The 26,489-nt window shown below is 40.4% G+C and carries 29 protein-coding genes, 1 tRNA gene and 1 rRNA gene; 26 read left to right on the top strand and 5 right to left on the bottom strand.

Annotated elements, in window-relative coordinates:
- Window positions 1-16: 16 nt before the first annotated feature.
- A complete protein-coding gene (locus BUA02_RS11900; RefSeq protein ID WP_072704406.1) occupies window positions 17-1,177 on the bottom strand; it encodes an SPFH domain-containing protein in 1,161 nt (386 codons plus the stop codon).
- Between the two features lie 134 nt (window positions 1,178-1,311).
- Here BUA02_RS11900 and BUA02_RS11895 point away from each other — a divergent pair, with 134 nt between their 5' ends.
- The 8 genes from BUA02_RS11895 (at window position 1,312) to BUA02_RS11865 (ending at window position 8,714) form a co-directional block, all read left to right on the top strand.
- The gene (locus tag BUA02_RS11895; RefSeq protein WP_143147427.1) at window positions 1,312-2,850 is read left to right on the top strand and encodes an ASKHA domain-containing protein; all 1,539 of its coding nucleotides are present in this window, start codon (window positions 1,312-1,314) and stop codon (window positions 2,848-2,850) included.
- Window positions 2,851-2,862: 12 nt separating this feature from the next.
- Window positions 2,863-3,195: a cupin domain-containing protein gene (locus tag BUA02_RS11890; RefSeq protein ID WP_071177194.1), complete on the top strand. Its 333-nt coding sequence runs from the start codon at window positions 2,863-2,865 to the stop codon at window positions 3,193-3,195.
- Window positions 3,192-3,362: a DUF6472 family protein gene (locus BUA02_RS15965; RefSeq protein ID WP_178297669.1), complete on the top strand. Its 171-nt coding sequence runs from the start codon at window positions 3,192-3,194 to the stop codon at window positions 3,360-3,362. Before BUA02_RS11890 ends, BUA02_RS15965 begins: the two co-directional genes overlap by 4 nt.
- Window positions 3,363-3,389: 27 nt before the next feature.
- Window positions 3,390-4,484, top strand: coding sequence for an ABC transporter ATP-binding protein (locus BUA02_RS11885; RefSeq protein ID WP_072704400.1), 1,095 nt, complete (start codon window positions 3,390-3,392; stop codon window positions 4,482-4,484).
- Window positions 4,481-5,371, top strand: coding sequence for a carbohydrate ABC transporter permease (locus tag BUA02_RS11880; RefSeq protein ID WP_071177192.1), 891 nt, complete (start codon window positions 4,481-4,483; stop codon window positions 5,369-5,371). Before BUA02_RS11885 ends, BUA02_RS11880 begins: the two co-directional genes overlap by 4 nt.
- On the top strand, window positions 5,368-6,198 hold the full coding sequence (locus tag BUA02_RS11875) for a carbohydrate ABC transporter permease (RefSeq protein ID WP_071177191.1): 831 nt from the start codon (window positions 5,368-5,370) through the stop codon (window positions 6,196-6,198). The genes BUA02_RS11880 and BUA02_RS11875 overlap by 4 nt, the downstream gene beginning before the upstream one ends.
- Before the next feature lie 64 nt (window positions 6,199-6,262).
- Window positions 6,263-7,855 carry an ABC transporter substrate-binding protein gene (locus BUA02_RS11870; protein WP_072704397.1) on the top strand — a complete coding sequence of 531 codons (1,593 nt, stop codon included), beginning with the start codon at window positions 6,263-6,265 and terminating at the stop codon, window positions 7,853-7,855.
- Between the two features lie 76 nt (window positions 7,856-7,931).
- Window positions 7,932-8,714, top strand: coding sequence for a hypothetical protein (locus tag BUA02_RS11865; RefSeq protein WP_071177189.1), 783 nt, complete (start codon window positions 7,932-7,934; stop codon window positions 8,712-8,714).
- 226 nt (window positions 8,715-8,940) lie between these two features.
- Here the strand turns inward: BUA02_RS11865 and BUA02_RS11860 are convergent, their stop codons facing one another.
- On the bottom strand, window positions 8,941-9,744 hold the full coding sequence (locus BUA02_RS11860; protein ID WP_072704394.1) for an FRG domain-containing protein: 804 nt from the start codon (window positions 9,742-9,744) through the stop codon (window positions 8,941-8,943).
- Between the two features lie 109 nt (window positions 9,745-9,853).
- On the opposite strand from BUA02_RS11860, the gene BUA02_RS11855 reads away from it, so the two are divergent.
- The 10 genes from BUA02_RS11855 to BUA02_RS11810 all read left to right on the top strand — a co-directional run bounded on the left by BUA02_RS11855 (window position 9,854) and on the right by BUA02_RS11810 (window position 16,941).
- Window positions 9,854-10,510 carry an NUDIX hydrolase gene (locus BUA02_RS11855; protein ID WP_071177187.1) on the top strand — a complete coding sequence of 219 codons (657 nt, stop codon included), beginning with the start codon at window positions 9,854-9,856 and terminating at the stop codon, window positions 10,508-10,510.
- Between the two features lie 62 nt (window positions 10,511-10,572).
- The gene (locus tag BUA02_RS11850; RefSeq protein ID WP_072704391.1) at window positions 10,573-11,496 is read left to right on the top strand and encodes a hypothetical protein; all 924 of its coding nucleotides are present in this window, start codon (window positions 10,573-10,575) and stop codon (window positions 11,494-11,496) included.
- A gap of 54 nt (window positions 11,497-11,550) precedes the next feature.
- Window positions 11,551-12,294 (top strand): DUF6033 family protein, encoded by a 744-nt coding sequence (locus BUA02_RS11845; protein ID WP_072704388.1) that lies wholly within the window; start codon window positions 11,551-11,553, stop codon window positions 12,292-12,294.
- A gap of 20 nt (window positions 12,295-12,314) precedes the next feature.
- The gene (locus BUA02_RS11840; protein ID WP_072704385.1) at window positions 12,315-13,016 is read left to right on the top strand and encodes a LytR/AlgR family response regulator transcription factor; all 702 of its coding nucleotides are present in this window, start codon (window positions 12,315-12,317) and stop codon (window positions 13,014-13,016) included.
- 175 nt (window positions 13,017-13,191) lie between these two features.
- The gene (locus BUA02_RS11835) at window positions 13,192-13,716 is read left to right on the top strand and encodes an RNA polymerase sigma factor (RefSeq protein WP_242872313.1); all 525 of its coding nucleotides are present in this window, start codon (window positions 13,192-13,194) and stop codon (window positions 13,714-13,716) included.
- Window positions 13,713-14,120 (top strand): hypothetical protein, encoded by a 408-nt coding sequence (locus tag BUA02_RS11830; RefSeq protein WP_072704382.1) that lies wholly within the window; start codon window positions 13,713-13,715, stop codon window positions 14,118-14,120. The genes BUA02_RS11835 and BUA02_RS11830 overlap by 4 nt, the downstream gene beginning before the upstream one ends.
- Window positions 14,121-14,134: 14 nt before the next feature.
- Window positions 14,135-14,692 (top strand): hypothetical protein, encoded by a 558-nt coding sequence (locus tag BUA02_RS11825; RefSeq protein ID WP_072704379.1) that lies wholly within the window; start codon window positions 14,135-14,137, stop codon window positions 14,690-14,692.
- A complete protein-coding gene (locus BUA02_RS11820; RefSeq protein ID WP_083572752.1) occupies window positions 14,670-14,972 on the top strand; it encodes a LiaF transmembrane domain-containing protein in 303 nt (100 codons plus the stop codon). The genes BUA02_RS11825 and BUA02_RS11820 overlap by 23 nt, the downstream gene beginning before the upstream one ends.
- Window positions 14,973-15,047: 75 nt before the next feature.
- Window positions 15,048-16,118 carry a hypothetical protein gene (locus BUA02_RS11815; protein WP_072704376.1) on the top strand — a complete coding sequence of 357 codons (1,071 nt, stop codon included), beginning with the start codon at window positions 15,048-15,050 and terminating at the stop codon, window positions 16,116-16,118.
- A gap of 73 nt (window positions 16,119-16,191) precedes the next feature.
- On the top strand, window positions 16,192-16,941 hold the full coding sequence (locus BUA02_RS11810) for an SIMPL domain-containing protein (protein ID WP_072704373.1): 750 nt from the start codon (window positions 16,192-16,194) through the stop codon (window positions 16,939-16,941).
- A 62-nt stretch (window positions 16,942-17,003) separates the two neighbouring features.
- Here the strand turns inward: BUA02_RS11810 and BUA02_RS11805 are convergent, their stop codons facing one another.
- The 3 genes from BUA02_RS11805 to BUA02_RS11795 form a co-directional block, all read right to left on the bottom strand.
- Window positions 17,004-17,885: an aldose 1-epimerase family protein gene (locus tag BUA02_RS11805; RefSeq protein ID WP_072704371.1), complete on the bottom strand. Its 882-nt coding sequence runs from the start codon at window positions 17,883-17,885 to the stop codon at window positions 17,004-17,006.
- 21 nt (window positions 17,886-17,906) lie between these two features.
- Complete coding sequence (locus BUA02_RS11800; protein WP_072704369.1) at window positions 17,907-19,178, bottom strand: serpin family protein; 1,272 nt, start codon at window positions 19,176-19,178, stop codon at window positions 17,907-17,909.
- Between the two features lie 133 nt (window positions 19,179-19,311).
- Window positions 19,312-19,397, bottom strand: a tRNA-Ser gene (locus BUA02_RS11795).
- 153 nt (window positions 19,398-19,550) lie between these two features.
- On the opposite strand from BUA02_RS11795, the gene BUA02_RS11790 reads away from it, so the two are divergent.
- The 8 genes from BUA02_RS11790 to BUA02_RS11755 form a co-directional block, all read left to right on the top strand.
- Window positions 19,551-20,624 carry a 6-phosphofructokinase gene (locus tag BUA02_RS11790; RefSeq protein ID WP_072704366.1) on the top strand — a complete coding sequence of 358 codons (1,074 nt, stop codon included), beginning with the start codon at window positions 19,551-19,553 and terminating at the stop codon, window positions 20,622-20,624.
- Window positions 20,625-20,664: 40 nt separating this feature from the next.
- Complete coding sequence (gene dnaX, locus BUA02_RS11785; RefSeq protein WP_072704363.1) at window positions 20,665-22,263, top strand: DNA polymerase III subunit gamma/tau; 1,599 nt, start codon at window positions 20,665-20,667, stop codon at window positions 22,261-22,263.
- A gap of 3 nt (window positions 22,264-22,266) precedes the next feature.
- The gene (locus tag BUA02_RS11780) at window positions 22,267-22,614 is read left to right on the top strand and encodes a YbaB/EbfC family nucleoid-associated protein (protein ID WP_071177174.1); all 348 of its coding nucleotides are present in this window, start codon (window positions 22,267-22,269) and stop codon (window positions 22,612-22,614) included.
- On the top strand, window positions 22,614-23,213 hold the full coding sequence (gene recR, locus BUA02_RS11775; protein WP_072704362.1) for a recombination mediator RecR: 600 nt from the start codon (window positions 22,614-22,616) through the stop codon (window positions 23,211-23,213). The genes BUA02_RS11780 and recR overlap by 1 nt, the downstream gene beginning before the upstream one ends.
- 25 nt (window positions 23,214-23,238) lie before the next feature.
- A complete protein-coding gene (locus tag BUA02_RS11770) occupies window positions 23,239-24,288 on the top strand; it encodes an aldose epimerase family protein (RefSeq protein WP_071177172.1) in 1,050 nt (349 codons plus the stop codon).
- Between the two features lie 18 nt (window positions 24,289-24,306).
- The gene (locus tag BUA02_RS11765) at window positions 24,307-25,560 is read left to right on the top strand and encodes a DUF5711 family protein (RefSeq protein ID WP_072704359.1); all 1,254 of its coding nucleotides are present in this window, start codon (window positions 24,307-24,309) and stop codon (window positions 25,558-25,560) included.
- A 9-nt stretch (window positions 25,561-25,569) separates the two neighbouring features.
- Window positions 25,570-26,031, top strand: a complete 462-nt coding sequence (locus BUA02_RS11760; protein WP_071177170.1) for a CvpA family protein — start codon at window positions 25,570-25,572, stop codon at window positions 26,029-26,031.
- A gap of 317 nt (window positions 26,032-26,348) precedes the next feature.
- Window positions 26,349-26,489 (top strand): 16S ribosomal RNA (locus BUA02_RS11755); the annotation flags it as partial.

Below are 26,489 nucleotides of genomic sequence, written 5' to 3'. Positions count from 1 at the left end.
CTCTTAGGATCAAAGATTAAGCTCTTGCTTTGCCGCAGTTAGAGCAGAAATTACCAGTGTTTGTTGTTCCGCAAGAACATGTCCAACTAGCAGAAGGTCTTGGTGATCCGCAGTTAGAGCAGAAGTTTCCGTTGTTAGCTGTTCCGCATGAGCATGTCCATGATGCGCCTGCAGCAGGAGCACTTTGAGCACCAGCGTTAAAAAGCTGAGTAGCATTCATACCACCAGCCTGCTGAGCCATGTTCATTCCAGCGAAAGCCATCATAGGACCAGTTGCTGTGTTCTTTGCAGCGTCCTGCATTGCCTGAGCCTGAGCGCTGGCAATAGTTGCAGCTGCCATATTAGGATTTCTAAGAGCGCCTGCTCTCTGAAGCTCTTTGATTGTCTTTTCATCTTCTTCAGAAGCAACAACTGAGCTTACACCGAATGTAGAGATCTTGATACCGTAAACCTTTTCCCACTTATCTGAGAGAACTTCGTTAAGTGCATCAGCGATCTCTGTTGTGTGTCCTGGAAGAGCGCTGTAACGGATACCCATCTCTGAGATCTTAGCGAAAGCTGGCTGAAGAGCTGTTAAAAGTTCACTCTTTAGCTGTGAATCAATCTTGTCTTTTCTGAATTCACCTTCAACGTTTCCACAGATATTTTTGTAGAAGAGGATAGGATCCACGATCCTGTAGCTGTATTCACCATGACATTTGATGCTTGCATCAAGATCAAGACCGATATTTGTATCAACAACACGGAATGGAACTGGATTAACAGTGCCGTATTTGTTTCCGATGATCTCCTTAGTATTGAAGTAGTAAACTCTCTGATCCTTAGGAGCTGAACCGCCAAAGCTTAAGCGTTTTGCAAATTCCTTGAAGGAAGCAACGATGCTCTCGCTGAGATCTCCATAGAATACTGAAGGCTCTGAAGATGTGTCATATACGAACTCACCAGCCTCAGCACAGATTTCTGTGATCTGTCCCTGATCAACAAGGATCATACACTGACCTTCATTAACGGCAATTATTGAACCGTTTGAAATGATATTGTCAGAACCCTTTCCTGCTTTCTTAACACCTTTTGTAAGAAGAACATCATTTGAAAGTGAAGGACAAACGAAATAATCTCTCCACTGATCTTTTAATACACTACCACCTGCAACAAGTGCTGCCTGTAAAAGCCCCATAACTAATCTCCTTTCATACTTAAAAAGAATAAAAAATTAGCAGATTTCTTAAAGCCTGCATCATATATTTTCGCATATTTACGCTGAAAATACCAATATTATTTGACGGATAATTGTGCTATGCTTACATTGTTATGAAAGCAAAAAAACTCGCCGTCTATATAAAAAACAGCTCTAAGAGTTTCTATGTTGCAGCTCCTTATGGCAAGCTACTAAAGGGGCTATTTTCTGATGCAGGCATTACTATGTCCATGCCCTGCGCAGGAACTGGTAGATGCGGGAAGTGTAAAGTGGCTTTTTTTAAAGGGGCACCAGAACCTAATAGTCTGGATAAGGCTTTTTTGACAGAAGATGAGATAGTAGCCGGTGTCAGACTTGCCTGCAGATGCGTGCTGGACAAGGACTGCATCATTTCAGCAGAGGGCCTTACCTTTGATGAGAAGTCGATGGAGGTTCAGAGCGTAGAGACTGCTGATGCGGTTGACAGGCCCTTTGACAAATACGGGATAGCGATAGATCTTGGAACTACGACTATTGCAGCAGCCCTGGTTGGATTTGATGAGGCTGATAATGAACCCCAGATCATAAAGACAGCTTCTACAGTCAATCACCAGAGAGCCTATGGAAGTGATGTTATCAGCAGGATTGCAGCCGCAGAGGATGAGACTACTGCTGATAAGTTAAAAGAAATTGTGACTGCAGATATAGAAGCTCTCATAGATGAGGTATCAGGTCCTATATGTAAAAGACCTGAACTTATATGCCTTGCTGGTAACACAACAATGCTTTATCTGTTATGCGGCGATGATACAAAAGAACTTGGGCAGTATCCTTATAAAGCAAGCCACCTTTCATTTAGGACTAAAGCTCTTAGAGATATCAAGACCATTATACTTCCAGGAATCTCTGCATTTGTTGGAGCTGACATTGTTTCTGGAATCTATAGTCTTGATCTGATAAATAAAAAAGATGAAACAGCTCTTTTGATAGACTTTGGAACAAATGGCGAGATTGCCTATTACGATGGGGAGAAGCTTCTTACTACTTCCACTGCGGCAGGACCGGTGTTTGAGGGAGGTGGCATATCATCGGGAGTTCCTTCCGTTAAAGGGGCAATAGCTCATGTTACTATTCAAGATGGCAGGGCAGAGCTTACGACTATCGGCGCAGAAGCACCAATCGGTCTGTGCGGAACCGGGGTCATAGAGACTGTATCTGAGCTTATAAGGAATGGCTTTGTGGATGAGACGGGACTTTTGGTTGGAAAATTCTTTGAAAAGGGATATCCTGTTTCTTTGGATGAAAAGATATTTTTTACGCAGCAGGATATCAGAAATGTGCAGCTTGCAAAGGGAGCTATATATACAGGAATCAAGGCACTTACAAAAGAAAACATACCTTCTAAGGTGTATATTTCTGGTGGCTTTGGCTCACATATTGATACTGACAAGATTTCTAATATTAATATGTTTCCAAAGGAATTTAATGGTAATATGTTGCCTATAGGAAATTCCTCTTTGAAGGGATGCATAAGATTTTTAGCAGAAGCCTTTATGGGAAAAGAAAAAGAGGCTACCAGTGCTGTAAAAGAGATAGCAGAAAAGGCTGAAACGGTAGTCCTTGCAGATGATAATAGTTTTAATGCTGAATATCTGGAAGCAATGAATTTTTAAAAGGAGAATATTATGTTAGACGAGAGATGGGTTTTTCACGATGATGCAAAGGCAGAGGATCTTGGAAATGGTGTTGTGAGAAGAGTTCTTGCATACAGTAAAGATCTTATGTGTGTTGAGAATACTTTTGCTGAGGGTGCTATCGGAGCACTTCATCATCACCCACATACACAGATCACATATGTTGTTAGCGGCAAGTTTGAATTTGAGATCGATGGGGTAAAAAAGATCGTTCAGGCAGGAGATACAATGCTTAAGACTAACAGCGTTGAGCATGGATGTAAGTGCCTTGAAGCAGGAATTTTACTGGATATTTTCAATCCAATGAGAGAGGATTTTGTATGATCTGTGATACATGTGCCAACTATGTGTACGATGAAGACTGGGAATGCTACACATGCATGGTGAATATGGACGAGGACGATTACGCAAGACTCATGAGTAATCGCAAAAGTGAGTGCCCTTATTATCAGGACAATGATGAGTATAAAGTCGTAAGACATCAGATGTGAGCGAAATTTGTAAACTTGGAGGAGATTATGAAAATAGTTTTGGAACATCTTACCAAGAGGTTTCCTAACAGAAACAAGAAGATAAAGGAAGATGTTATTGCGGTAAACGATTTTAATTTTACTATTCCTGACGGAAAGCTTATTGGCTTACTTGGACCATCCGGATGTGGGAAAAGTACAGCCCTTAATCTTATCTGTGGATTAGAAAAGCCTAGTGAAGGCAAGATCTTTTTTGGTGAAAAAGATATAACAGAACTTCCACCTGAGAAGCGTGGAGTGGGCCTTGTTTTCCAGAACTATGCTCTTTATCCGCATCTTTCAGTCTATGATAATATCAAATTCCCTCTTGAGAATCTTCGAGGAGAAAATAAGCTCACCAAAGAGCAGATGGATAAGAAGATAAGAGAAGCTGCAAAGCTTGTTCAGATCGAGGAGCTTTTAGACAGAAGACCAAATGAGATGTCTGGTGGTCAGCAGCAGAGAGTTGCCATCGCAAGAGCACTTGTTAAGACTCCGGAAGTGCTTCTTTTGGATGAGCCTTTATCTAACCTTGATGCAAGACTCAGACTTCAGACAAGGGAAGAACTTAAGAGGATTCAGCAGGAAACCGGCATTACAACTGTATTTGTAACTCATGACCAGGAAGAAGCCATGAGTATTTCTGATATGATCGTTGTTATGAAGGATGGCGTTCTCCAGCAGATGGGTGACCCACAGTCAATCTATGATGAGCCTGCAAATCTTTTTGTTGCAAGCTTCCTTGGAACACCTCAGATCAACGTGTTTACAGGATACATCAAGAATGAGAAAGTTTGTGTTGGTGATTCGGCTCTTTTGGATGCTCCTGGCAAAGCAGATTCAAAAGTTTATGTGGCTATAAGACCGGAAGGATTTGTGGTTGATGAAAATGGCCCATTTGAGTGCACCTTTGTAAACCGTGAAGTTATGGGAAGAGATACAAGTCTTATTGTTACTCATCCTGAATTTATTGGAGAAAAGATCCGTGCCATCATTCCTTCAGATGAAGCAGTACATGAAAAAGACGGCAAGGTAAAATTTTCACTTAAGCCAAAGAAGGTATGTGTATTTGATGGCGAAACTACGGAGAGGATAATGCTATGAAAAAGAATCTGACTGCATGGCTGTGTCTTCTTCCGGCCATTCTTTTTCTTGGGGTATTTATGGTATACCCTCTTATAGATGTTTTTGTTTATTCCTTTGAGGAAGGCTATAACTTTGCCTCTCAGAGTTTTTGGAGCGTAGGTTTTTATAACTATTCCTATGTTCTTCATGATCCATTCTTTATACAGGCTCTCAAGAACACTTTTATAATCGTTATAATCACAGTTCCTTTATCTACAGGAATTGCTCTTTTGATATCTCTTGAGCTTAGCTCCATCAAGGCCCTGAGAGATCTTTTCCAGACTATATATTTCCTGCCTTACGTTACTAATACATTGGCAGTTGGTCTGGTGTTCATGATCCTCTTTAAAAAGACAGCCTATTCTGATGGACTTATCTCAATCCTGATCCAGCTCTTTGGCGGACCATCAGTGGATTTCATTGACGGACCATATTGGGCCAAGATGTTTGTAATGTGCTTTTACACAATCTGGATCGTAATGCCATTTAAGATCTTAATACTGACAAGTGCCCTTGCCTCTGTTAACCCTATGTATTACAAGGCTGCGCAGGTTGATAACACGCCTAAGTGGAGAATCTTTTACAAGATCACTCTTCCTATGATATCTCCTATGGTGTTCTACCTTGTGATCACTGGTTTCATCGGCGCTTTCAAAGCATATAGCGATGAGGTAGCTCTTTTTGGCACAGACCTTAATGCTGCGGGAATGAACACAATTGTTGGATATGTATACGACATGCTATACGGAAATAGCGGCGGATATCCATCCTACGCATCTGCGGCAGCGCTCATTCTTTTTGCTATTGTATTTACTATTACTACTATCAATCTGATGGTTAGTAGAAAGACGGTGTACTATCAATGAAGACTAGGACCAGAAACATTTTGATATATATGCTCCTTATCCTTTGGGGCATCATAGTGCTGTTTCCTTTTTACTGGATGATTCTGACTTCGGTAAAGAGCTATGGATCATATAATGGCGAATATGTGCCAAAGTTCTTTACGCTTAGTCCTACCTTTGAAAATTACGTAACAGCCTTTACTGCTGTGCCACTTGCCAAGTACTTTTTTAACACCTTTATATTCACCGTGGTGACAACAGCCATAATGATGGTGGTTGTGGTATTATCTGCATTTGCCTTTGCAAGGCTTGATTTTAAGGGGAAAGACATCCTGTTTTCACTGTTCCTTTCTCTTATGATGATACCTAATGAATTGGTCATCATCACAAACTTTGTTACTATCACAAACTTAAACCTTAGAAATACGTTTTTGGGACTGATACTTCCATCTGTGACTTCGGTGTTCTACATCTATCTCCTCAAGGAAAACTTTGAGCAGATACCAGAGAACCTGTATAAGGCTGCAAAAGTAGATGGAACCTCAGATTTTAGATATCTGACAAAGGTTATGCTTCCTATTTCAAGGCCTACACTTATAACAATTACTATCTTGAAGGTTATTGAGTGCTGGAATTCCTATGTATGGCCAAGACTTATAACTGATGATCAGAACTATTTTCTTGTTTCGAATGGAATTCAGGAGATCAGAGAAAATGGATTCGGACGTGAGAATGTTCCGGCCATGATGGCAGCAGTAGTAGTTATTTCAGTTCCACTGGTGGTACTGTTCCTTGTTTTCAGACATAAGATAATGGAGGGCGTTGCCAGAGGTGGCACAAAGGGCTGAATTAACTGCGAACGTGTTATGGCGAGCGGAGCGAGAGCATAACTTCCTTGTATGGAGAAATGAAATGAAAAAGTTTTTAACAGTAATTTTAAGCATGATAATGGTGACAGGGCTTTTGACGGGATGCCATGGTTCAAAGGGCGGCAATTCCTTTGAGATTCCTGAGAGCTTTGATGAGTCCAAAAATATAGAGATCACATTTTGGGCCAAGAATGATACCAACAAGACCCAGACAGCTATTTATAACAAGGCTATAGAAGATTTCCAAAAGCTCTATCCAAACATTACTGTAAATATGCGTCTGTATACAGACTATGGCAAGATCTACAACGATGTTATTACGAATATTTCAACTAATACGACACCTAACGTATGCATTACTTATCCTGATCACATTGCTACATATCTTACTGGCAGCAATACAGTAGTTCCTTTAGATGATCTGTTTACTGATGAAAGATATGGTCTTGGAGGCTCAGAGCTTAAGTTTGATTCACCAAGTGTAGACGAGATCGTTCCTGAGTTTCTTAATGAGTGTATGATAGGCGACAAGCACTATGCCATTCCATATATGAGATCGACAGAGGCCTGCTATGTTAATAAGACATATGTTGAGGCTCTTGGATATGAACTTCCAGAAACTCTTACCTGGGATTTTGTCTGGGAAGTTTCTGAGAAGGCTATGGAGAAAAATGCTGATGGCACTTTCAAGATAAACGGGCAGCAGGTCATGATCCCATTTATCTATAAGTCTACGGATAACATGATGATCCAGAGTCTTTGGCAGAAAGGCGCTGAATACTCTGACGACGATGGCAACATATTACTTTTTAATGATGATACAAAAGAGATATTAAATACCGTGGCAGAGCATACCAAGACTGGAGCTTTTTCTACCTTCAAGATCTCAGGATATCCAGCAAACTTTTTAAATGCTGGTCAGTGTATATTTGCTGTCGATTCAACAGCAGGTGCAACCTGGATGGGAAGCAAGGCACCACTTGTTGATATTGCCAAGGATAAGATCGTTGACTTTGAAACAGAGGTAATGACAATTCCTCAGTACGATGTGGCTAATCCTAAGATGATCTCACAGGGTCCTTCAATCTGCGTATTTAACAAAGCAAACTCTCAGGAAGTACTTGCTTCCTGGCTCTTTGCTCAGTATCTTTTAACAAATGATGTACAGATCGCATATTCAGAGACAGAAGGTTATGTTCCTATAACCAAGAAGGCTCAGGAAACTCCTGAATATCAGGATTACCTGGCAAAAGAGGGCTCTGATAGCGTGGAGCACTATGATGTAAAGATAAAGGCAGCAAAGCTTCTTATGGCAAATACAGAGAATACCTTTGTAACTCCTGTATTCAATGGCTCAACTTCAGTCAGAGACGCTGCGGGACAGATGATCGAGAATGTGACCAAGTCAGTTCGCAGAAAAAAGACTGTGGATGATAAGTTTATTGATGATCTTTATGAAGAGATGAAATCTTTGTATCACCTTGATCAGGGCGGTGTCAGTGGAAACATGACTGGCGGTAAAAAAGACCTTGGAAAGCTTCCAGCTGCTTCGGTGGCACTGATCGTGGTTATAATTTTTGCCTGGGTTATGATCGGAGTGGTTGCACTTAAGGATAAAATGAAGGCTAGACAATAATTCAGATTGATATTTGAGTTATTTTTAGTATAATTTTTTATGGTATTGTTACTTGTCAAAAAATAGGAGGGACATTATGAAAAAGACATTAGCAGTAGTTCTTACAATGGGCCTTGCTCTTGCTTTCGTAGGATGCGGTAAGGAAACACCTGCACAGACTACAGAGACAGCAGCAGAGGCAGTATCTGATGCAGCTACAGAAGCTGAGTCAGTAGCAGAGGAAGTTGCAGAAGAAGTTGCAGAGGATGTTAAGGCTGAAGGCGTTATGACTTATGCAGAGTACGCTGCAGCTGAGCTTGATTCAGAGGTTGTTGTTGAGACTTATGTTCAGAACAAGCAGTCATGGTGGGAAGACAAGGCTACATTCTACACACAGGATCAGGATGGAGCATACTTCATCTATGAGATGGCTTGCTCAGAGGAAGATTACAACAAGCTTACACCTGGAACAAAGATCAAAGTAACTGGTACAAAGTCAGAGTGGTCTGGCGAAGTTGAGATCGTTGATGCTACATTCGAGATCGAAGAAGGAAACTTCATTGCAGAGGCTGTAGATGTTACAGATCTTCTTGGCAAGGATGAGCTTATCGACAAGCAGAACCAGCTCGTATCTTTCACAGATATGACAGTTGAGTCAGTTGCATTCAAGAACGAGACTCCTGGTGATGATATCTACCTTACTCTTTCAAAGGATGGAAACAACTATGATTTCTGCCTTGAGTACTACTTAAATGGTAGCGACGAAGAGTTCTACAATCTTGTAAGCGGCCTTGAGGCTGGTCAGACTGTAGACGTAGAGGGATTCCTTTACTGGTATGAGGGTGCTAACCCACACATCACAAAAGTTACTGTAAAGTAATTTAGGTAGTGGTACCGGACGTATGAAGATATAGTATTGTATCTTTCGCTCCGATATTTTTTGTAGGATACATTAAACATTCAAATAACCCCAGATGATTTATATCACGTTCGTTCAGAACATAAATCATTTGGGGTTATTTTCATGAAATGTATCTTCTACAAAAAATAAATCGCTTAAGATACAATACTATATTCTTCATACTGCCTGCTATCAAATTCTTTGATTACTTAACATAATAGTGTCTGGCGATCCACTTTGAAAGTCCTTCAAGGCCGGGATATACGATTCGTTCGCTCATATTTAACTGATCGAGCATGTCTCTAACTCTCCAACGGAGTTTTCTATCAATTATATATTTTACGGTGTCTTCGGTGTTGTCGGAGAGGAATTGTTCAATATCTTTAATTCCGGATGGTACAACGGCAAAGAAGGAGTGCTGGTTGATGATACGCTGGTTAAGTGATGGGGGCTCGATGATTACCATTGAGGATGAGCCCATGTCGGTATCATATTGCTTTAAGCTGTTGCCAGTAAGCTCTTTTAACATATCTACTGTGAAGATAGTGGAGTGTTTCCTGTTGACTGCGTATTTGTAAGGTTCAGGAAGATGATCGACCATTTCAGACATATTGATCCTCCAGACCATGCAATCGTGCTTATCCATTTCTTCAAGGTTCTCTTCAGTCATGGCAAAGTTAAGACCAACGAGTGCTGACTGTGTCCAGTCAAGGAGTCTTGTAGGAAGACCGTAGTGCTGACCAAGAATCATCTGCCTCCATACTGAATGCCCAATTGATGGCTCGTCGTTGATGGCATATTTTGCAAAATTTTCAAGAATTGCCGGCTCAAGATGTTCCTGAAGTCCTTTGCAATTTCTACTGAGACTTGTGTACATCTTAAAGGATGAGTCTGACATTCCTCTATATACATATGGACTTCTGTTCCTGTCTAGATCAGGACGATATTCCTGCTCTGTCAGAAGAGGTAAGAGCTCTTCAAGGGTATCAATATGTATTTCTTTTATCATTATCATTCCCTCTTTCTATATCTCTAACACACATTTTAACATTTATAAGGCAATTTTGGTATAATGCAAGTAGCGTGGTAACGACAAGAATTATCAAACGGAGGCGTTTATGAAAGGAATAAATATAACAAAAGATAAGATAGAAACAGTGCTTGATAAGAAGTTCATCAGAGTTTTTGACCTTCAGTATGAAGAGGGCAGGCATTATTTCGATGCTTCAAGAAGACCACTTGATGATCTTGTTGCAGCAAAGAGTGAAGAAGAATTCAAAAGTATGCTCCCAGATGCGGTCAGCTGTGTGGTAGTAATTGAGGAGGATGGCAAGGAGCCACAACTTCTTTTGTCCTATGAATACAGATATCCAGCTGGAAGATTCCTCTTAAGTGTTCCTGCGGGACTTATTGATCCTGAGGACAAAGAGGTCCAGGATCCGCTTTTTGTAACTGCAAAGAGAGAGATCTTTGAGGAAACAGGTATTACTGTTAAAGATACAGACAAGGTAGAGATGATAAACCCTTTTGTGTTTAGCACACCTGGTATGACGGATGAGAGCAATGGCCTTGTACTGGTAGTCCTAAAGAATCCAGATCTGTCAACGCTTAATCAGGACGGTGCTGTTGGTCAGGAGTTTTTTGATGGATTTGAGTTCGTGACCAAGGATAAGGCAAAAGAGCTGTTAAAGAACGGAAGAGATGACAAGGGACATTTTTATTCAGTATTTACATGGGCTGCGCTTATGTACTTTGTGTCAGACATGTGGAAATAAAAAGTGTGATAAACTATTAGTACCGACAGCAAATGTAATCATTGCAGAAGAGGGGTGATAATATGAAAAAGAAGATTTGTTCCGTAATGATCAGTTTTGTATTTGCAGCTTCACTACTAGCAGGATGCGGAAAAGAAAAAGCAAATGAAGAAGCTGTTGTAGAAGCATCTGTAATAGCATCTACCGAAGAAGCAACAGCTGCCAGCACAGAAGATGCTGCTGATGCGGCAAGTACCGGTATCTCTCTTGATCCTAATCCCACAGAGCTTGATGATGCTATAGCCCTGGCAGTATTTGATCATAACAATGAGCTTTTTGAAAGCGGAGAATGTTCGGGCGAAGGTCATATCCTCATGGGAAAAGATGGTGAGGATGACGCAGATGAGCAGGTTTGCTATTTGCTTACAATGTATGGAAAATATGAATTTGAAAATGGCAACTTTGTAAAGTTCGCCGGAACAGGAGCAATTCCTGCTGTTGTGACTTTTGAAAGAGATGAAGAGGGCATCTACAGAGTTAAGAACTATCAGGAAGCCGAAGATGGTAGTGCTTTTGTTGGCTCTATCAAGAAGCTCTTCCCTGAAGACCTTTGGAGCCGTTGCATTACAATAGAAGATGAGGATAACAGCGAACTTGTTAAGATGGAACAGGGATACGCTGAGGAGTATCTTGCATTTATCGGAAGGGAAGATGCAGAGATCGGTGACTATGGGGACTTTGAATACAAGATTGATTCTGACTACGGAATCAGCGATGAAGTTTCTAATAAGCTGATGGAACTCCATAATTCTAATAATTTTATAAATAATTGCCCATTTTGGTATGGATACCGTGAAGTAATTGAAGGTGGTAGTCGATATATATATTCGAAAGAGATAGATGAAAAGGCTAATAAGGTGCTTTTTAGCAAAAGAGAATATGGAAATGATGATGTCATTATAGAATCAGCAGAGTACAGCACAAAAACAGGTGAGCCTATAAAATGATCTGTTGATAGCAAGGATGCTTAGCGGACGGGAAGTCCGGGATTGGAGGGAACCATGGCAATATCTGATGTTTTTAACAATAGTTCTAGTATTTATGATGCAGCCAAAAGTACAGGCGTAAAGGATGCTACAACTACCAAAACAGGCAACTATGGAAAGACAATCGGTAAAGCCCAGCTTTCTGAGGAGGGCGCCAAGTACTACGAAGAGCTCAAGAAAAAATATTCCAACATGGATTTTGTTCTTGTAAGTAAGGACATGAAGGAATATGCCAAGCAGCATGCAAGTTCTTTTGGCAATGCTAATAGAATGGTAGTACTTATCGATGAAGAAAAGATTGAGAGAATGGCTACTGATGATGCATATAGAGCTAAGTATGAAGGTCTTATCGCTAAAGCACAGTCTCAGATGCCTGAACTTAAGTCTATTATGCAGACCAAAGGTAATGTAAAGACCATTGGAATGCAGGTTAATGATAATGGTACTGCTTCTTTCTTTGCAGTTATGCAGAAATCATCTCAGGCTATGACGGAGAAGCTTGCAGCAAAGAGAGCTGCCAATAAAAAAGCTGAAAAAGAAGCCGAGAAAAAGGCAGAAAAGAAAGAAGCAAGAGAAGCGCAGCTAGAAAAGATACGAGACAAAGGATCTGATGAAGAGGAAGACTACGAGATTCTTATGGCAGATTCTGTAGAGGAGCTCCTAAAAAAGATAGATGCGTTTAACTATAATTTAAGAGCAGATACTATAATGACTCCGATGGAGAAAAATGTGGGGCAGACAATAGACTTCAAGGGATAAATACTTGAACTGGGGGCAATATGTACAGAATCGCTGTATGTGATGATGAAAAAAGCTCTGCTGCTGCTGCGGCAGAGCTTTTAGCTAAATATAGGAGAGTGCATCCTTCTATCGTGATGGATGTGGATATCTTTAATTCTTCAATTGAACTTTTGGGGGCAATTGAAAAGAATATCTATGATATTTACCTTCTTGATATCTACATAGACAAAATGAATGGCATAGAGATTGCTGATCTTATCAGAAAAAGAGATAATAACGGTCAGATCATCTTTATGACTTCTTCTAATGCCTTTTATAAAGAGGCATTCAGGATTCATGCTGTTCACTATCTTGAAAAGCCTATTCTCGAAGAAGAGTTTTTTGCTGCAATGGACAGAGTGTGCATTGCTGAAGAGATACATTACCTCACCATAAGAGAGAGCGGCGAGCTTAGTAAAGTTGCCATGAACGACATAATGTACATTCAGTCAGAAGACCATTACAAGAGGATCATTACCAGTGACAAAAGTTACCTGGTTCGCAGTACTATCCAGGAACTTTTAAGTGATCTTAACAAGGAACCATATTTTTATCTTTTGGGTAAAAATGTGATAATAAATTTGAAAAAGGTTCTTAGGATCACCAAAGAGACCATCGCCATGGAAGATGGCACAGAATTTGCGGTTCCAAGAGGAACTTACAGAACCTTAAGCGAGTTGGTTCTGCAGTATACCTTTTAAAACACCAAGCTAATCTTTATCTATAATACAGAGCTGTAACCGTGATGGTTATGGCTCTTTTTATGTGGTTTAAGAAGGAAAATGGCACTATACTAAAAAAGATGAAAATTTTTGAAGATAATCTTATCATTGTCTCGTTTATATAAATGAGAGGCAAAAATAAAGGAAAAAGAAGGTGGGGAAAATAGATTCTGAGAAAAAGTTAATAGAGCTGATGAATCAGTATAAGAATCTGGTTTTCTCTGTATGTCTTAAGATGACTGGTGATTATTTTGCCGCGGAGGATATAACCCAGGAAACCTTTATTTCTGCTTATCAGCACTTGGACAAATTTGATGGAACAGCCGAAAAGGCTTGGCTTTGTAGAATAGCCACTAATAAATGTATTGACTATATGAGAGCGGCAGAGAGGCGCGCTATAGCGACAGAAGAAGATGAGATGCCGCAGGAGATCACTCAGGAAAGGGATGGGCCACTGCAATCCTTTGTAAACAAGGATGTGCTGGTGAAATTCAGAGACGATTGCAATGCGCTTCCAGAACCATACAGAGAAGTGGCTGAAGACTATTTTATAAATGAACTAACGGCAAAAGAGATTGCTGAAAAGAGAGGAAAGCCTTTAAAAACGGTTCAAACACATATCTACAGAGCGAGAGATATGCTTAAAAAAACTATGAGAAAGGAGGATCTACTGGCATGAGTAATAATTATCTTTCTGATGAAGAACTATTAAGGCTAATGGCTGAAGTCGAAGATGAAGGATTGGTCAAAGCTCCTGATAGGATCGAAAAAGATGTACTTCGAGAGATACATATCAAGAAAAAGAAAGTTACTGACTTTCGTTTATATTGTATGCGAGTGGGTCTTTCGGTGGCAGCAGCCATAGCTATATTGTTTGTTGGACCGTTTAATCCTTTAGTGCAGACAGAGGTTCCTTCAAGAGAGGTTGTTGAGCAGTCTAGAGTAGTTGCATCCAAAGAAGAAGCAATGGCAGAAAGGGACATCATGACAAAAGAAGAAGCTATAAAAGATAAAGGAGCTTTGGAAAAGATCAGTGATGTTCAGTTACTAATAGAAAACAAGATTGAAGAATATTTAAGATAAATCGGAGGTTAAAAATGAAACCAAAAAAGAAAAATGCTTTTATGACATTTATATTTTCATTCATGCCAGGAGCTGCAGAGCTCTATATGGGATTTAACAAGAGTGGATTTAGTCTTCTTGCGATATTTATGATATTTGCCTGCGTGATGGCTGGTGGAATCAGTGACATTTTTATGGGATTCGTGGCTATTATCTATATTGTAAGCTTTTTTCACGCAAGGTCAATTGCGTCAATGGATGATGAAGAGTTCGCAACTTTCGAAGACAGATATATCTGGGAAGAGTACCTTGGTGAAGGATCAGTTAAATTTACTGATAAAAAGGTACGCACTTGGGGCGCAGTCCTTCTTATAATCTTTGGTACTTCGATCTTATGGGGCTATATAAAAGATATATTCTGTAGAATCATTCCTGATAGCATGTGGGGAGACCTTTATCCTATCGTAGATGGGCTTCCACAGATCGTGATAGCAGTGATCCTTATTGTGATCGGAGTTCTTTTGATAAAAGGAAAGAAGAAAGAGATTGATTCTATAGAGGAGGTAGATGATGGAAACAACCAGAATGCATAAAACAGGCACTATCACTGCAGGTGTTACACTTATTGCTTTCGGAGTCATGTTTATTTTTTCTACGATCTTTAATGTCCTTAGCTATGAATTTGTTTTTAGCATGTGGCCATTTATCCTGGTGGGATTAGGCGTTGAGATCCTGATAACAAATATGCTCACTGATAAGTTTGTATATGATAAGTCAGCAGTTTTTGTGATCATTTTGATGTCATTTTTTGCTATGGGCATGGCGTGCATGGATATCTGTATTAAACATGCAGACTGGATCTGCTCTTTATAAGGGTTAAGATTTAATTAAGAATTGTCGATATAATAAATGAAAAATGGATTTGGATTTTGCGTCACGGAGGATGCGATGATTCTTAATGCTATTAGTAAAAATGCTTTTGCTAATATGTTCGTCAAGAATGGATCACAGGGCAATTCTGCGCAAAAATCAGCAAATTCCACAGATAGAACATCCCTTAGAAAAATGGAATATCAGCAGAGGGATAGTAGTAAACAAAGTAGTGTTGTAGATCAGTCCTTAAGCTATGCAAAGCAACTCAGTGCTTCAAGGACCAAGTCCAAGGATAATTCTCTTCAGAAGAAAAAGCTACAATACAGTTTCAAGAAGATATCTTCACAAATTATCAGAAGTAAAAATTCAGTAAGTGCTAGAAAAGCCGTTCAAGCCGCAAAGAGAGAGATAATGCGCCTTAAACGGCTTAAGGCAGGTGGAGAATACGATGAAGAGGAACTCCAGCTTGCTATAGATCATGCCAAGGCAATGGAGAAGGTTGCCAAGAAAAAAGTAAGTCACCTCGAGCAGGAAGAGATGATAGAGCGTGGTGGCAAAGGTGTAGCGTCACTTGAAGAAGAATTAAAGACAGATGAGCAGGAAACAGAGGAAACACCTGAAGAAGAGCTGGAAGAAATTCCTGAAGATGAGGAATTATTAGAGGAAGAGCTTGCTGGCGCGTCTTATGGTGATGAGTATTACCTTGATCCGGATGTAATTGCTTATGAATATTCAGATGAAGACCTTGTTGATATGATGACTGAGTCTATGTCAGATCTTATGGATGAGTTTTCTGATGAAATGATGGACATGATGGAGGAGCTTGACCTTACTGATCTAGCAGAATCTATGTATGCTCCTGACCCTAACATGTCAGAGGATGACCTTAAGATGCTCAAGATAAAGCATAGATATAAAGAGCTTAAGGAGATAGCACAAGCTGATAAAGAGTACTTAAAGGGTATGATGGAACATGAAAAGAGTAAGGCAGAGGCAGGAATGCCTGTGAATAATGGGGTATCTGCTCAGAGTCTTGGAATAGACCCACCACCTAAGGTTCATCCTGTAATATCGATGCCGGGAGAGGTCGGCGGCGCCAAAGTGACAGCACCTGTTATAAGTGGAGGCTTCGACGTTTCTGTCTAAAACTTGTTGATATCTTACTAGTAGGGTACAATAGAGGCGTTAGTAGAGTTTTGTTGTTAGGGAGGAAAGTGTTATGGAACAAAAGAAAACCAGTCCGGTTAACGCGCTTATTATTGGCCTTTGTATCGTGGTAAGCTGCGTTTCGCTCGCAATTGGACTTGCTCATTTCAGATCAGAGTCAAGTCATGTTATTACAGCTACAGGAAGTGCCAGCGTAGATTTTGAAGCAGATATAATTATCTGGAGAGGTTCTTTTTCGGCTGTAGCTTATACTTCACAGGATGCATACTCCAAGATCAAGCAGGATGCTGAGCTTGTTAAGAATTATCTTACAAGTAACGGCGTAACTGATGAGGAGATCGTATTTAATTCAGTAGATATCAGTAGAACCTATAGAGATGTCTATGATGTAAATGGTAATTATGTCGGATCTGAAGCAGATGGCTATCAGCTCACTCAGGATGTAACTGTTTCATCTTCAAATCTCGATAATATTGAAAAGGTATCTCGCGACATTTCAAGCCTTCTTGATCAGGGCGTAGAGCTTTCATCAGGTGCACCTGAGTATTACTACTCAGACCTTGATGCTCTTAAGCTTGATCTTATTGATAAGGCTTCAATAAATGCCAAGGATAGAATTGATATTGTTGCCAAGAATTCAGGCGCTAAGCTTGGCAAACTCAAGAATTCAAGCCTTGGAGTATTCCAGATAACAGCCAAAAATTCTGGAACAAGCAGCTATTCTTACGATGGGGCGTTTGATACAACTTCAAGATACAAGACAGCAACTATTACAGTTAAGCTTGAATATGATCTTAGGTAAGAAAATTTAAATAAGTAATTTGAAAAAGCGTGCAGATCGTTTAATCTGCACGCTTTGTTTTATCAGGAGATAGTTATCTGATACTGCTCTGTTTTAGTCTTGCCTGCTTCTAGACACTGCTCACCATATTTTTCTGGAAGTTCTCCGTCAAATCCTTTGTTGTCACATCTTCCAAGCCATGGCTCAAGGCATACGTAATGAGCATCTGGTGAAGGATGAGACCAAAGTCCAAAGCTTGGGAAACCTTCACAGCTAAGGGTGATATATGGCTTGCCATCTGGAGTGCAGAGGCTTGCCTTTTGGACCTGATAGTCATCGAAGATAAGCGCATCTTTATCAAATAAAGTATCTGTGATATCAAGAACGCCATCTTTTAAAGTGAGGGTGCTTGGATTCTGATAATCAACTTCTCTGGTATCTGGAATGATAAGAGAGTAGGTAAGGCTATCTTTTTCAAACTTTACCTTGTAATCAGATCTCTTTTCACCATCATTTATTGGACAGGCAAAAGCGGGATGACCGCCAATTGAATAGTATAAAGGCTCGCTGTTAGAAGTATTCACTATATCCCATACCACATTGATCGTGTTTCCTTTTAGGATATGAGTGATGATAAGTTCAAAATCAAATGGGTACTTTTCCTTTGTTTCAGCAGTTGATCTTAAGGAAAAGCTTACGCTGTTGTCGTCTTTTTTTACCAGCTCAAAATCTGTATCTCTGGCAAAGCCATGGGCGGACATAGGATAAGACTTGCCTTTATACTTGAACACGCCGCCGTTAACATTTCCTACAATAGGGAAAAGAATGGGGGCATGCCTTTTCCAATAGGTTGAATCAGCCTGCCACAGGAGCTCCTTGTTTCTCTTTTTGTCAAAAATGCTGCTAAGCTCAGCTCCGTGAGTGGCTACCCCAATCTTAAGATATTCGTTTTCTATGTATTCCATGTTAATCTCCTTGTCCATAGTTTATTTAACGAGCTGACCGCAGAAGAGAGGCTCTGGCGTTTCGCTGTCAGTAAGGATCATGAATTTAAAAGGCTGGTCTGCGTGGAACTCTTTTATTTCATTTATCTCCATAGCAGACTCTTTCATCATGATCGCTGTGGCTGCAGCGGCTTCTATTCCGTCTTCATCCACCTTAACTTTGGTCTTTTGGATGATGTCAGAGATCACAAGGGACATATCTTTGCTCATTACGGAGAAGTCCGCATCTTCAGTAAATGGAAGTGTTGCACCCTGGCTGACCATGTAATCTATTAACTCGTTGTTGCTAAAAGAACTCTCTATCTCGAACTTTGGAAGCTTAACATCAACTTCTTCGTATGTAGCATCTTCTAGCTTATCCATTATATCATCCACTTCACCAAGGATAAATACAGCGTTGATTCCGCCGTTCATTGGGAGAACAACGAACTTTCCTTTTTCATCCTCGTAGTACTTAAAGCTGTTTGTCTGTTGCATGAAGTCTTTTCTTACAGTTGATCCATCGATTGTAGTGAAGTCGTCCTGAGTTGTGGAATAGTTGCTAAAGCTTTCTAACCAGGATGTTCGAAGGTAGACGGTATTAACTAGGGCTACTGCTACATCTGACATGTTGCCGCTTATTTCTGGAATGAGGCCCTTGGTTTTATTATTGATCCAGGAATTTACCTTGTTTGTAATGTGGCTACTGTCAACGTTTTCTGCTTCTGCGTCATAGTTTTTTTGAACGTATTTGATGTAGTCCTTTGAAAGCTTGCCGCTGGCATCAGTGTTGCTCCAAATGGAATTAGCCATCTGGAAGGTACCATCAGGTTCTTTGGCATCATCACCGTACCACTCTTTGTTTTCCTTAAAATCCTTTTTAGCCTCTTTTAGCAGAGAATCAAAGTTATCAATTGAAGAGTTAACAGAGTTGTACCATGCATTTACTTCCTCCATGCTGCTAAATCCCATGGCGGCAAGAATCTGATCTTTAGTTTCATTGTCGGCGCCTGATGCAGCAAGAGCAAGGGCTGCTCTAAAGGAGGTAGGAGATACCATGTAGTTTTCCTGGCTAAAGCCATTTTGCTCCACAAATTCTATAAGGGACTTGTTGAAGTCCGGGTTTGGTGTAATAGTGATCTCCTGTGACGGGTTATTGTCAGCAACTGAAGAGTCAGAACCTGGCTGCTCCTGAGGGACTTGTGTCCCGCATCCCATAATGGTTCCTGCAACGAGTGTGGCGCTTAAAATGACTGATATAAGCATCTTTTTCATAATTAGTTCCTCCTTTTAAGGTCTTCACAATATATAACGATAAATTACATTGGCAGGTTACATGTTTTTTGAAAAAATTATGAATAATCAAAAGAAGCAGAAAATACAGAACTGTGTGATGTAAATGAAATAGCGGAGACGGCGGGATTCGAACCCGCGTGCCCAGAAGGACAAACGCATTTCGAGTGCGCCTCATTACGACCACTTTGATACGTCTCCGAGTGCTCTAGAAGTAGTTCCAAAGCGCTTTTTATTATACTTTTATAATGAGGTAGAGTCAACCGGACAAACTTGGCAGTTTATCTATTATTATGTATAATTATCAGTAGTATGCGTTCCTAAAAAAGCTTTTTTCAAAGGAGGCCTTTTCACATGATGAGAATTGGTATGTTGACAAGTGGTGGTGACTGTCAGGCTTTGAATGCAGCAATGCGCGGCGTTGTAAAATGCATCGCCCACAGCGGCCAGGAAGTTGAATTTTATGGTTTCAAGAATGGCTATAAAGGACTTATTTATGGCGATTTTAGAATGCTTACATCTCATGATTTTTCAGGTATTCTTACCAAGGGTGGAACAATTCTTGGTAGTTCCAGAACACCTTTTAAGACTATCCGAGAACCAGACGAAAATGGTCTTGATAAAGTAGAAGCTATGAAACAGAACTATTACAAGCTTCAGCTTGATTGTCTTGTTGTTTTGGGAGGTAATGGCTCTCAGAAGACAGCCAATCTTTTAAGGGAAGAAGGACTCAATATCGTATCTCTTCCAAAGACTATCGACAATGACCTTTGGGGAACAGATATGACCTTTGGTTTCCAGAGCGCTGTGGATGTAGCAACTAATGTTATCGATAACATCCATACAACAGCAGATTCTCATGGAAGAGTGTTTATTATAGAAGTAATGGGTCACAAGGTTGGATGGCTTACGCTTAATGCAGGCCTTGCAGGTGGAGCGGACGTTATCCTTATTCCAGAGATACCTTATGATATTGATAAGATCTGTGATGCCATAAAGGCTAGAGATGAGAGAGGCAGCAGGTTTACGATTATCGCGGTGGCTGAAGGTGCCATTTCTAAAAAGGACGCCAAGCTTTCCAAGAAAGAATATAAAGAGAAGATGGCACATTATAAGTATCCATCAGTATCTTATGAAATTGCAGAAGCAATCCAGAAAAAGAGCGGACATGAAGTTCGTGTTACAGTTCCTGGACACATGCAAAGAGGTGGAGTACCAGATCCATACGACAGAGTTTTTGCATCAAGACTCGGTGCAGAAGCTGGTCAGCTGATCCTCGATAAAGAGTTTGGATACATGGTTGCATACAAGAACAGAGAGATTGTTAAGGTTCCTCTTTCAGAGATTGCCGGCAAACTCAAATATGTATCACCGGATGCCAGCATTATCAAAGAAGCAAAGATGCTTGGGGTTTGCTTCGGAGATTAAATAATACAAAAGTTTTGTTAATGGTGGAGTAGTTTTTTTAATGGGTTATGTAGCACTTTACAGAAAATTCAGACCCCCGGTCTTTGAAGATGTCAAAGGCCAGGATCATATAGTTACAACACTTAAGAATCAGATCAAATCTGACAGAGTTGGACATGCTTACCTGTTCTGCGGAACTCGCGGAACAGGTAAGACTTCTGTTGCAAAGATTCTTGCAAAGGCAGTTAACTGTGAGCACCCTATAGATGGAAGTCCTTGTGGTGAATGCGAAATGTGCAAAGAGATCGCAGCAGGAAACAGCATGAATGTCATAGAGATCGATGCTGCATCCAACAATGGTGTTGATAACGTCCGTGAGATCATTGATGAGGTCTCATATTCACCTACCAAAGGTAAAAAAAAGGTATACATCATCGACGAGGTACATATGTTATCCGCCGGTGCTTTTAATGCGCTCCTTAAGACTTTGGAAGAGCCACCTTCATATGTAATGTTCATTCTGGCAACGACGGAAGTTCAGAAGATTCCTATCACAATCCTTTCTAGATGCCAGAGATATGATTTCCACAGAATCACAATCGACAACATCGAGGGCAGACTTCGAGAGGTTGTTGATTCAGAAGGAATCAAGGTTGAAGATAGAGCTCTTAGATACATTGCCAAGACTGCAGATGGTTCTATGAGAGATTCACTTAGTCTTTTGGATCAGTGCGTAGCCTTTAACTATGGTCAGGAGCTTACTTATGACAAGGTGCTAAACGTACTTGGTGCGGTGGATACAGAAGTATTCAACAGACTTTTTTCTGCTCTTTATACGCAGGATGCCAATGCGGCACTTACCCTTTTGGCAGACATAGTAATTCAGGGTAGGGAGCTTACTCAGTTTGTAAATGATTTTATATGGTATCTCAGAAATCTCATGCTAGTTAAGGCTTCGGATGAGATGGAGGATGTAGTAGATATCTCATCTGACAATCTCAAGTCGTTAAAAGAGCAGGCAGAAGGTGCAGATACAGATACTATTATCAGATATATCCGTATTTTTTCTGAGCTTTCATCTCAGATCAGGTATGCGACTCAGAAACGAATATTAATAGAAATAACACTTATCAAAATGTGTAAACCACAGATGGATAAGGCAGAAGATTCTTATGAAGACAGGCTTAGAATATTAGAGCAGCACGATGAAGAAAACAGCAAGCTTTTGAAAGGAATAAAAAGTGGTCAGGTAGCGGTGGCAACCAGTAGCTCTTTTGCTGGAGCAGGGCAGGTTGCGCCAAAGGAAAAGAAGGTACTGGATAGAGCAGTACCAGAGGATATCCAGAGAATAGTAAATGGATGGGCTAAGCTTCTTGCCAGAATGGACAATCCCATGAAGACATATATGCAGAGAGCGAGACTCAGTCTTGGTAATGGCGATATTCTTCAGATTGTTTTCGATAATAAGCAGCTGTCAGAAAAGTATTCTGGCGGACAGTATGCTGAGGAACTTCAACAGGTTCTTGATGGAGCCATAGGTAAACATGTAGAATATGAGACAAGGTTCCTTCCTGCAGAGCAGGATTTTGAAGAAAACTATGTTAATTTACAATCGATAAATTTTGATATAGTTACAGAAGATGAAGAAAAGGAGAATTAAGAAATGGCTAAACGTGGAGGATTCCCAGGTGGTGGTATGCCTGGCAACATGAATAATTTAATGAAGCAGGCGCAGAGAATGCAGCGTCAGATGGAGGAGAGCCAGAAAGAGCTCGAGACTAAGGAGTTTACAGCTAAAGCTGGCGGCGGAGCAGTAGAAGTTACTGTATTAGGAAGCAAGACTCTTAAGAGTGTTACTATTTCACCAGAAGCAGTTGATCCAGATGATGTAGAGATGCTTCAGGATATGATCGTTGCAGCAGTTAACGAAGCAATGAAACAGGCAGATGAAGCTTCAGGCGCTATGATCGGCAAGATGACAGGCGGCCTTGGTGGAGGATTTCCTTTCTAATGGACCTATACAGCGGACATATTAACAAGCTGATAGATGAACTTGCAGCATTGCCGGGAATCGGTAACAAATCTGCGCAGAGACTGGCTTTTTATATCATTAATCTTCCAAAGGACAGGGTAAAAAAGCTTGCGGATTCGATCACCAGTGCAAGGGAGAATGTACATTATTGTAGTGTGTGCTGCACGCTTACAGATGATGATGTATGTCCTATCTGCAGTAATCCCAACAGAGATCACAAGACTATAATGGTCGTGGAAAATGCCAGAGATCTCGCGGCATATGAAAAGACCGGTAAGTTTGAAGGCGTGTATCATGTTTTGCATGGGGCTATTTCACCTATGCTTGGCATTGGACCTGCGGACATCAGGCTTACTGAACTTATGCAGAGGCTTCAGACTGAGGATGTTGATGAGGTCATAATTGCTACAAACTCCAGCTTGGAAGGTGAGACTACTGCTATGTATATCAGCAAACTTATTAAACCAACAGGAATCAAAGTGACCAGGATCGCAAGTGGCGTTCCGGTGGGCGGAGATCTTGAATACATCGATGAAGTGACTCTTTTGAGAGCTTTAGAGGGAAGAACAGAACTATAAAAAAGAATTGTTGGAGGGAAAAGAAATGGCAGTAAAAAAAGAAGCATTTGGACAGAATTCTAATGGAGTACCAGTATATGCGTACCACATTAGCAATAATGCAGGAATGGAAGTTGTTGTATTAAATTTTGGATGTATCATCAAGAATATTTTTGTTCCAGACAAGAACGGAAACAAAGTAGATGTAAACCTTGGCTTTGATGATATTAAGGGATACGAGGTTAACAGCTGCTTCCTTGGAGCAACAGTTGGACCTACAGCAAACAGAATCGCAAATGCTAAGTACAAGATCGACGACAGAGAGTTTATCCTTCCTGTAAATGATGGACCAAACAATCTTCATACAGATATGGCTAATGGATTCCACAAGAGAATCTGGGATGCAGAGGAAGGTGACAACTGCGTTAAGTTTACACTTAAGTCTGCAGACGGAGATTTAGGTTTTTCAGGAAACAGAGTATTCGAGGTAACATTTACTGTTACAGAAGCTAATGAGCTCAAGCTTCACTATCATGCAACAAGTGATGCTAAGACTCTTATCAATATGACTAACCATGCATACTTCAATCTTAGTGGTCATAATTCAGGAAGTATTCTTGATCACAAGCTTGTTCTTAACTCAACTAAGTTCACTCCTGTTATTGATTCGGCAGCTATTCCTACTGGCGAGATCGCTAGTGTTGTTGGAACACCGTTTGATTTCACCAGTGAAAAGACAATTGGACAGGATATAAATGCTGATGACCAGCAGCTTAAGTATGTTGGGGGATATGACCACAACTATTGTATCGATGGCGCTGATGGAACAATGAAGGTGTTTGCTACAGCAACTTCACCAGTAACAGGTATTTCAATGAAGTGTTCAACAGATCTACCTGGATTCCAGCTTTATGTTGGTAACTTCCTTGCTGCTGAAAATGCTAAGGGTGGTGCAACATACAAAGCAAGAGAAGGATTCTGCCTTGAGACACAGGTATATCCTAACTCTATCAATCAGGCTGGTTTCCCAGACTGCGTATATGGACCAGAAAGAGACTACGATAATACCACTATCTATCAGTTCTCAAATAAATGATAATGGAGAAACAAAGCTTTGGCGGAAGTAAAAGATTTTAAAGCTTATGCCGACAAATTAAATAAGATTATCGAGTCAGATGAAGAACTACCTGAGGAATCCTTTGATGAGAGCCCTGTAAGAGAAACTTCCTATAAGGAAAAGATACGAAGCCATAAGCTCAGAGTGTTTTTTAGAACAGTGATCATTGCGGCTGTCACAATATTCTTTGTGGCAGCAGTTTATATCAGCTGGAGGGATAAGGAATATTCTGAAGCTGTTATCTCTACCGGTTCTAGTATTACAAATGGAGCGGATGCCAAGGTTATCAGTCTAAGCGGCCACATTGTACAGTATAGTAAAGATGGCATCAGTTGTTTGGATGAAAGCGGACAGGTGCTTTGGAATCAGACATATGAGATGCAGAGTCCTATAGCTCATACTTGCCAGAGCATAGTTGCGGTTGGTGACTATAACGGGCATAACATATACGTCAATAGTGTCAGCGGCTCTTTGGGACAGGTGGATACTAATCTTCCGATTAGAGATTTCTGTGTATCATCCCAGGGGGTGGTTGCAGCTGTCCTTGATGGTAAGGATGTTACCTGGATCTATCTCTATGATTCACAAGGAAACACTTTAGCTAACTTTAAGACCACAATGAAGGACAGTGGATATCCTATAGATATCAGTATTTCTCCTAATGCGGAGCTGGTATGTGTATCATATCTTTATCCGGAAGATGGTCAAGTTAAGACTAGTGTTGCATTTTTTAACTTTGGATCAGTGGGACAGAACGCGATAGATAACTATGCTAGTGGATTTGACTACCCAGGAGAAGTTGTTCCCTACGTGCAGTTTATGAATTCAAGCGCAAGCTTTGCTATATCTGACGCCAGAATAATGTTCTATTCTGGAGATGAAAAACCTATCATCAAGAGTGAGAGCTTTACTGGAAATGAAGAGATCAGATCTGTGTATTTCAGTGATAGCTATGTTGGACTTGTCTTTGCCAACAGTACAGATGAAGGTGCTTATAGACTTCAAGTCTATAATGAGAGTGGAACTATTATACTTACAACATATTTTGATATGGATTACACAGAAATCATCTTTGACAAGAATCAGTTTGTTATCTATAACGAAGATGAATGTGTTATCAAGGATATGAAGGGGCATGATAAGTTCAAGGGGACCTTTGACAAGCCTGTTCGTACAATGGTTGCCACAGGTGCCAGAAATAAATTCATTCTTGTAACAGCTAGTAGTGTTGATACTTACGTTTTGAAATAAGGATATGATATGGACTTTGATATTTCACAAGTAGTAATGACTATTGTAGTCTTGTGCTTGATCTTATGGAGAATGTCATATGGTGCTAATAATGGCCTGTTTGCGGAAGCAGCAGGCCTTGTTGCTGTCATAGCGTCATTTGCTGCGGTATATTATCTTATGAATATCGCAGGAAGCGTGCTTTATAAGAACTTGGGAACTATCATCCCGAAGATAGGCTACCTTGTAGTAGCATTTGCGGTATATAAGATAATGACTTCTATAGGAGAAGCATTCAAAAAGGTAAAGAATATACCGGTGGTTGGAAAGTTTGACAGATTCATGGGTGCAGTTATTGGTATATTTGAAGCTGCTTGCATCATATATCTTGTTGAATTCATTACTGATATTGATATCGTGATACCTGTCTTGAAGGTTGGAACCCAGTTATTCTGCGGTATTCAGAGATATTTAAGAAGTTTTTATAAATAATTGAAAAAAGGTGTTGCATAGTAAAAAAAGTAGTGCTATACTATGTCTTACCCGCTGTGAGGTGAGCAACCTCAGTAAATAAGCGGTTTTCCGACAAATCAAAAGTCGAAAAAATAATTTAAAAAAGTTGTTGACAGACACTTGAAGCTGTGATATCCTAAATGAGTTGCGGCTGAGAGCTAAGCAACAAAGCACATTGACAAATAAACAGTAATGCAACCCTGAAAAATTCCAAGAGAATTATTCAGAACAAAGATTTAGTAAATGACGGACAGAACGAAAAGCCAAGCTTTAGTTCTTTGTCAGATCAAACTTTTAAACGTGAGAGTTCGATCCTGGCTCAGGATGAACGCTGGCGGCGTGCCTAACACATGCAAGTCGAACGGAGATTTAACGCTGATGAGGCTTCGGCGGATTCTTGTTAAATCTTAGTGGCGGACGGGTGAGTAACGCGTGGG

Origin of the sequence: Butyrivibrio hungatei DSM 14810 (assembly GCF_900143205.1) — a bacterium.
GTDB classification, from domain to species: Bacteria; Bacillota; Clostridia; order Lachnospirales; family Lachnospiraceae; genus Butyrivibrio; species Butyrivibrio hungatei.
This window is presented reverse-complemented; position numbering and strand designations above follow the sequence as displayed.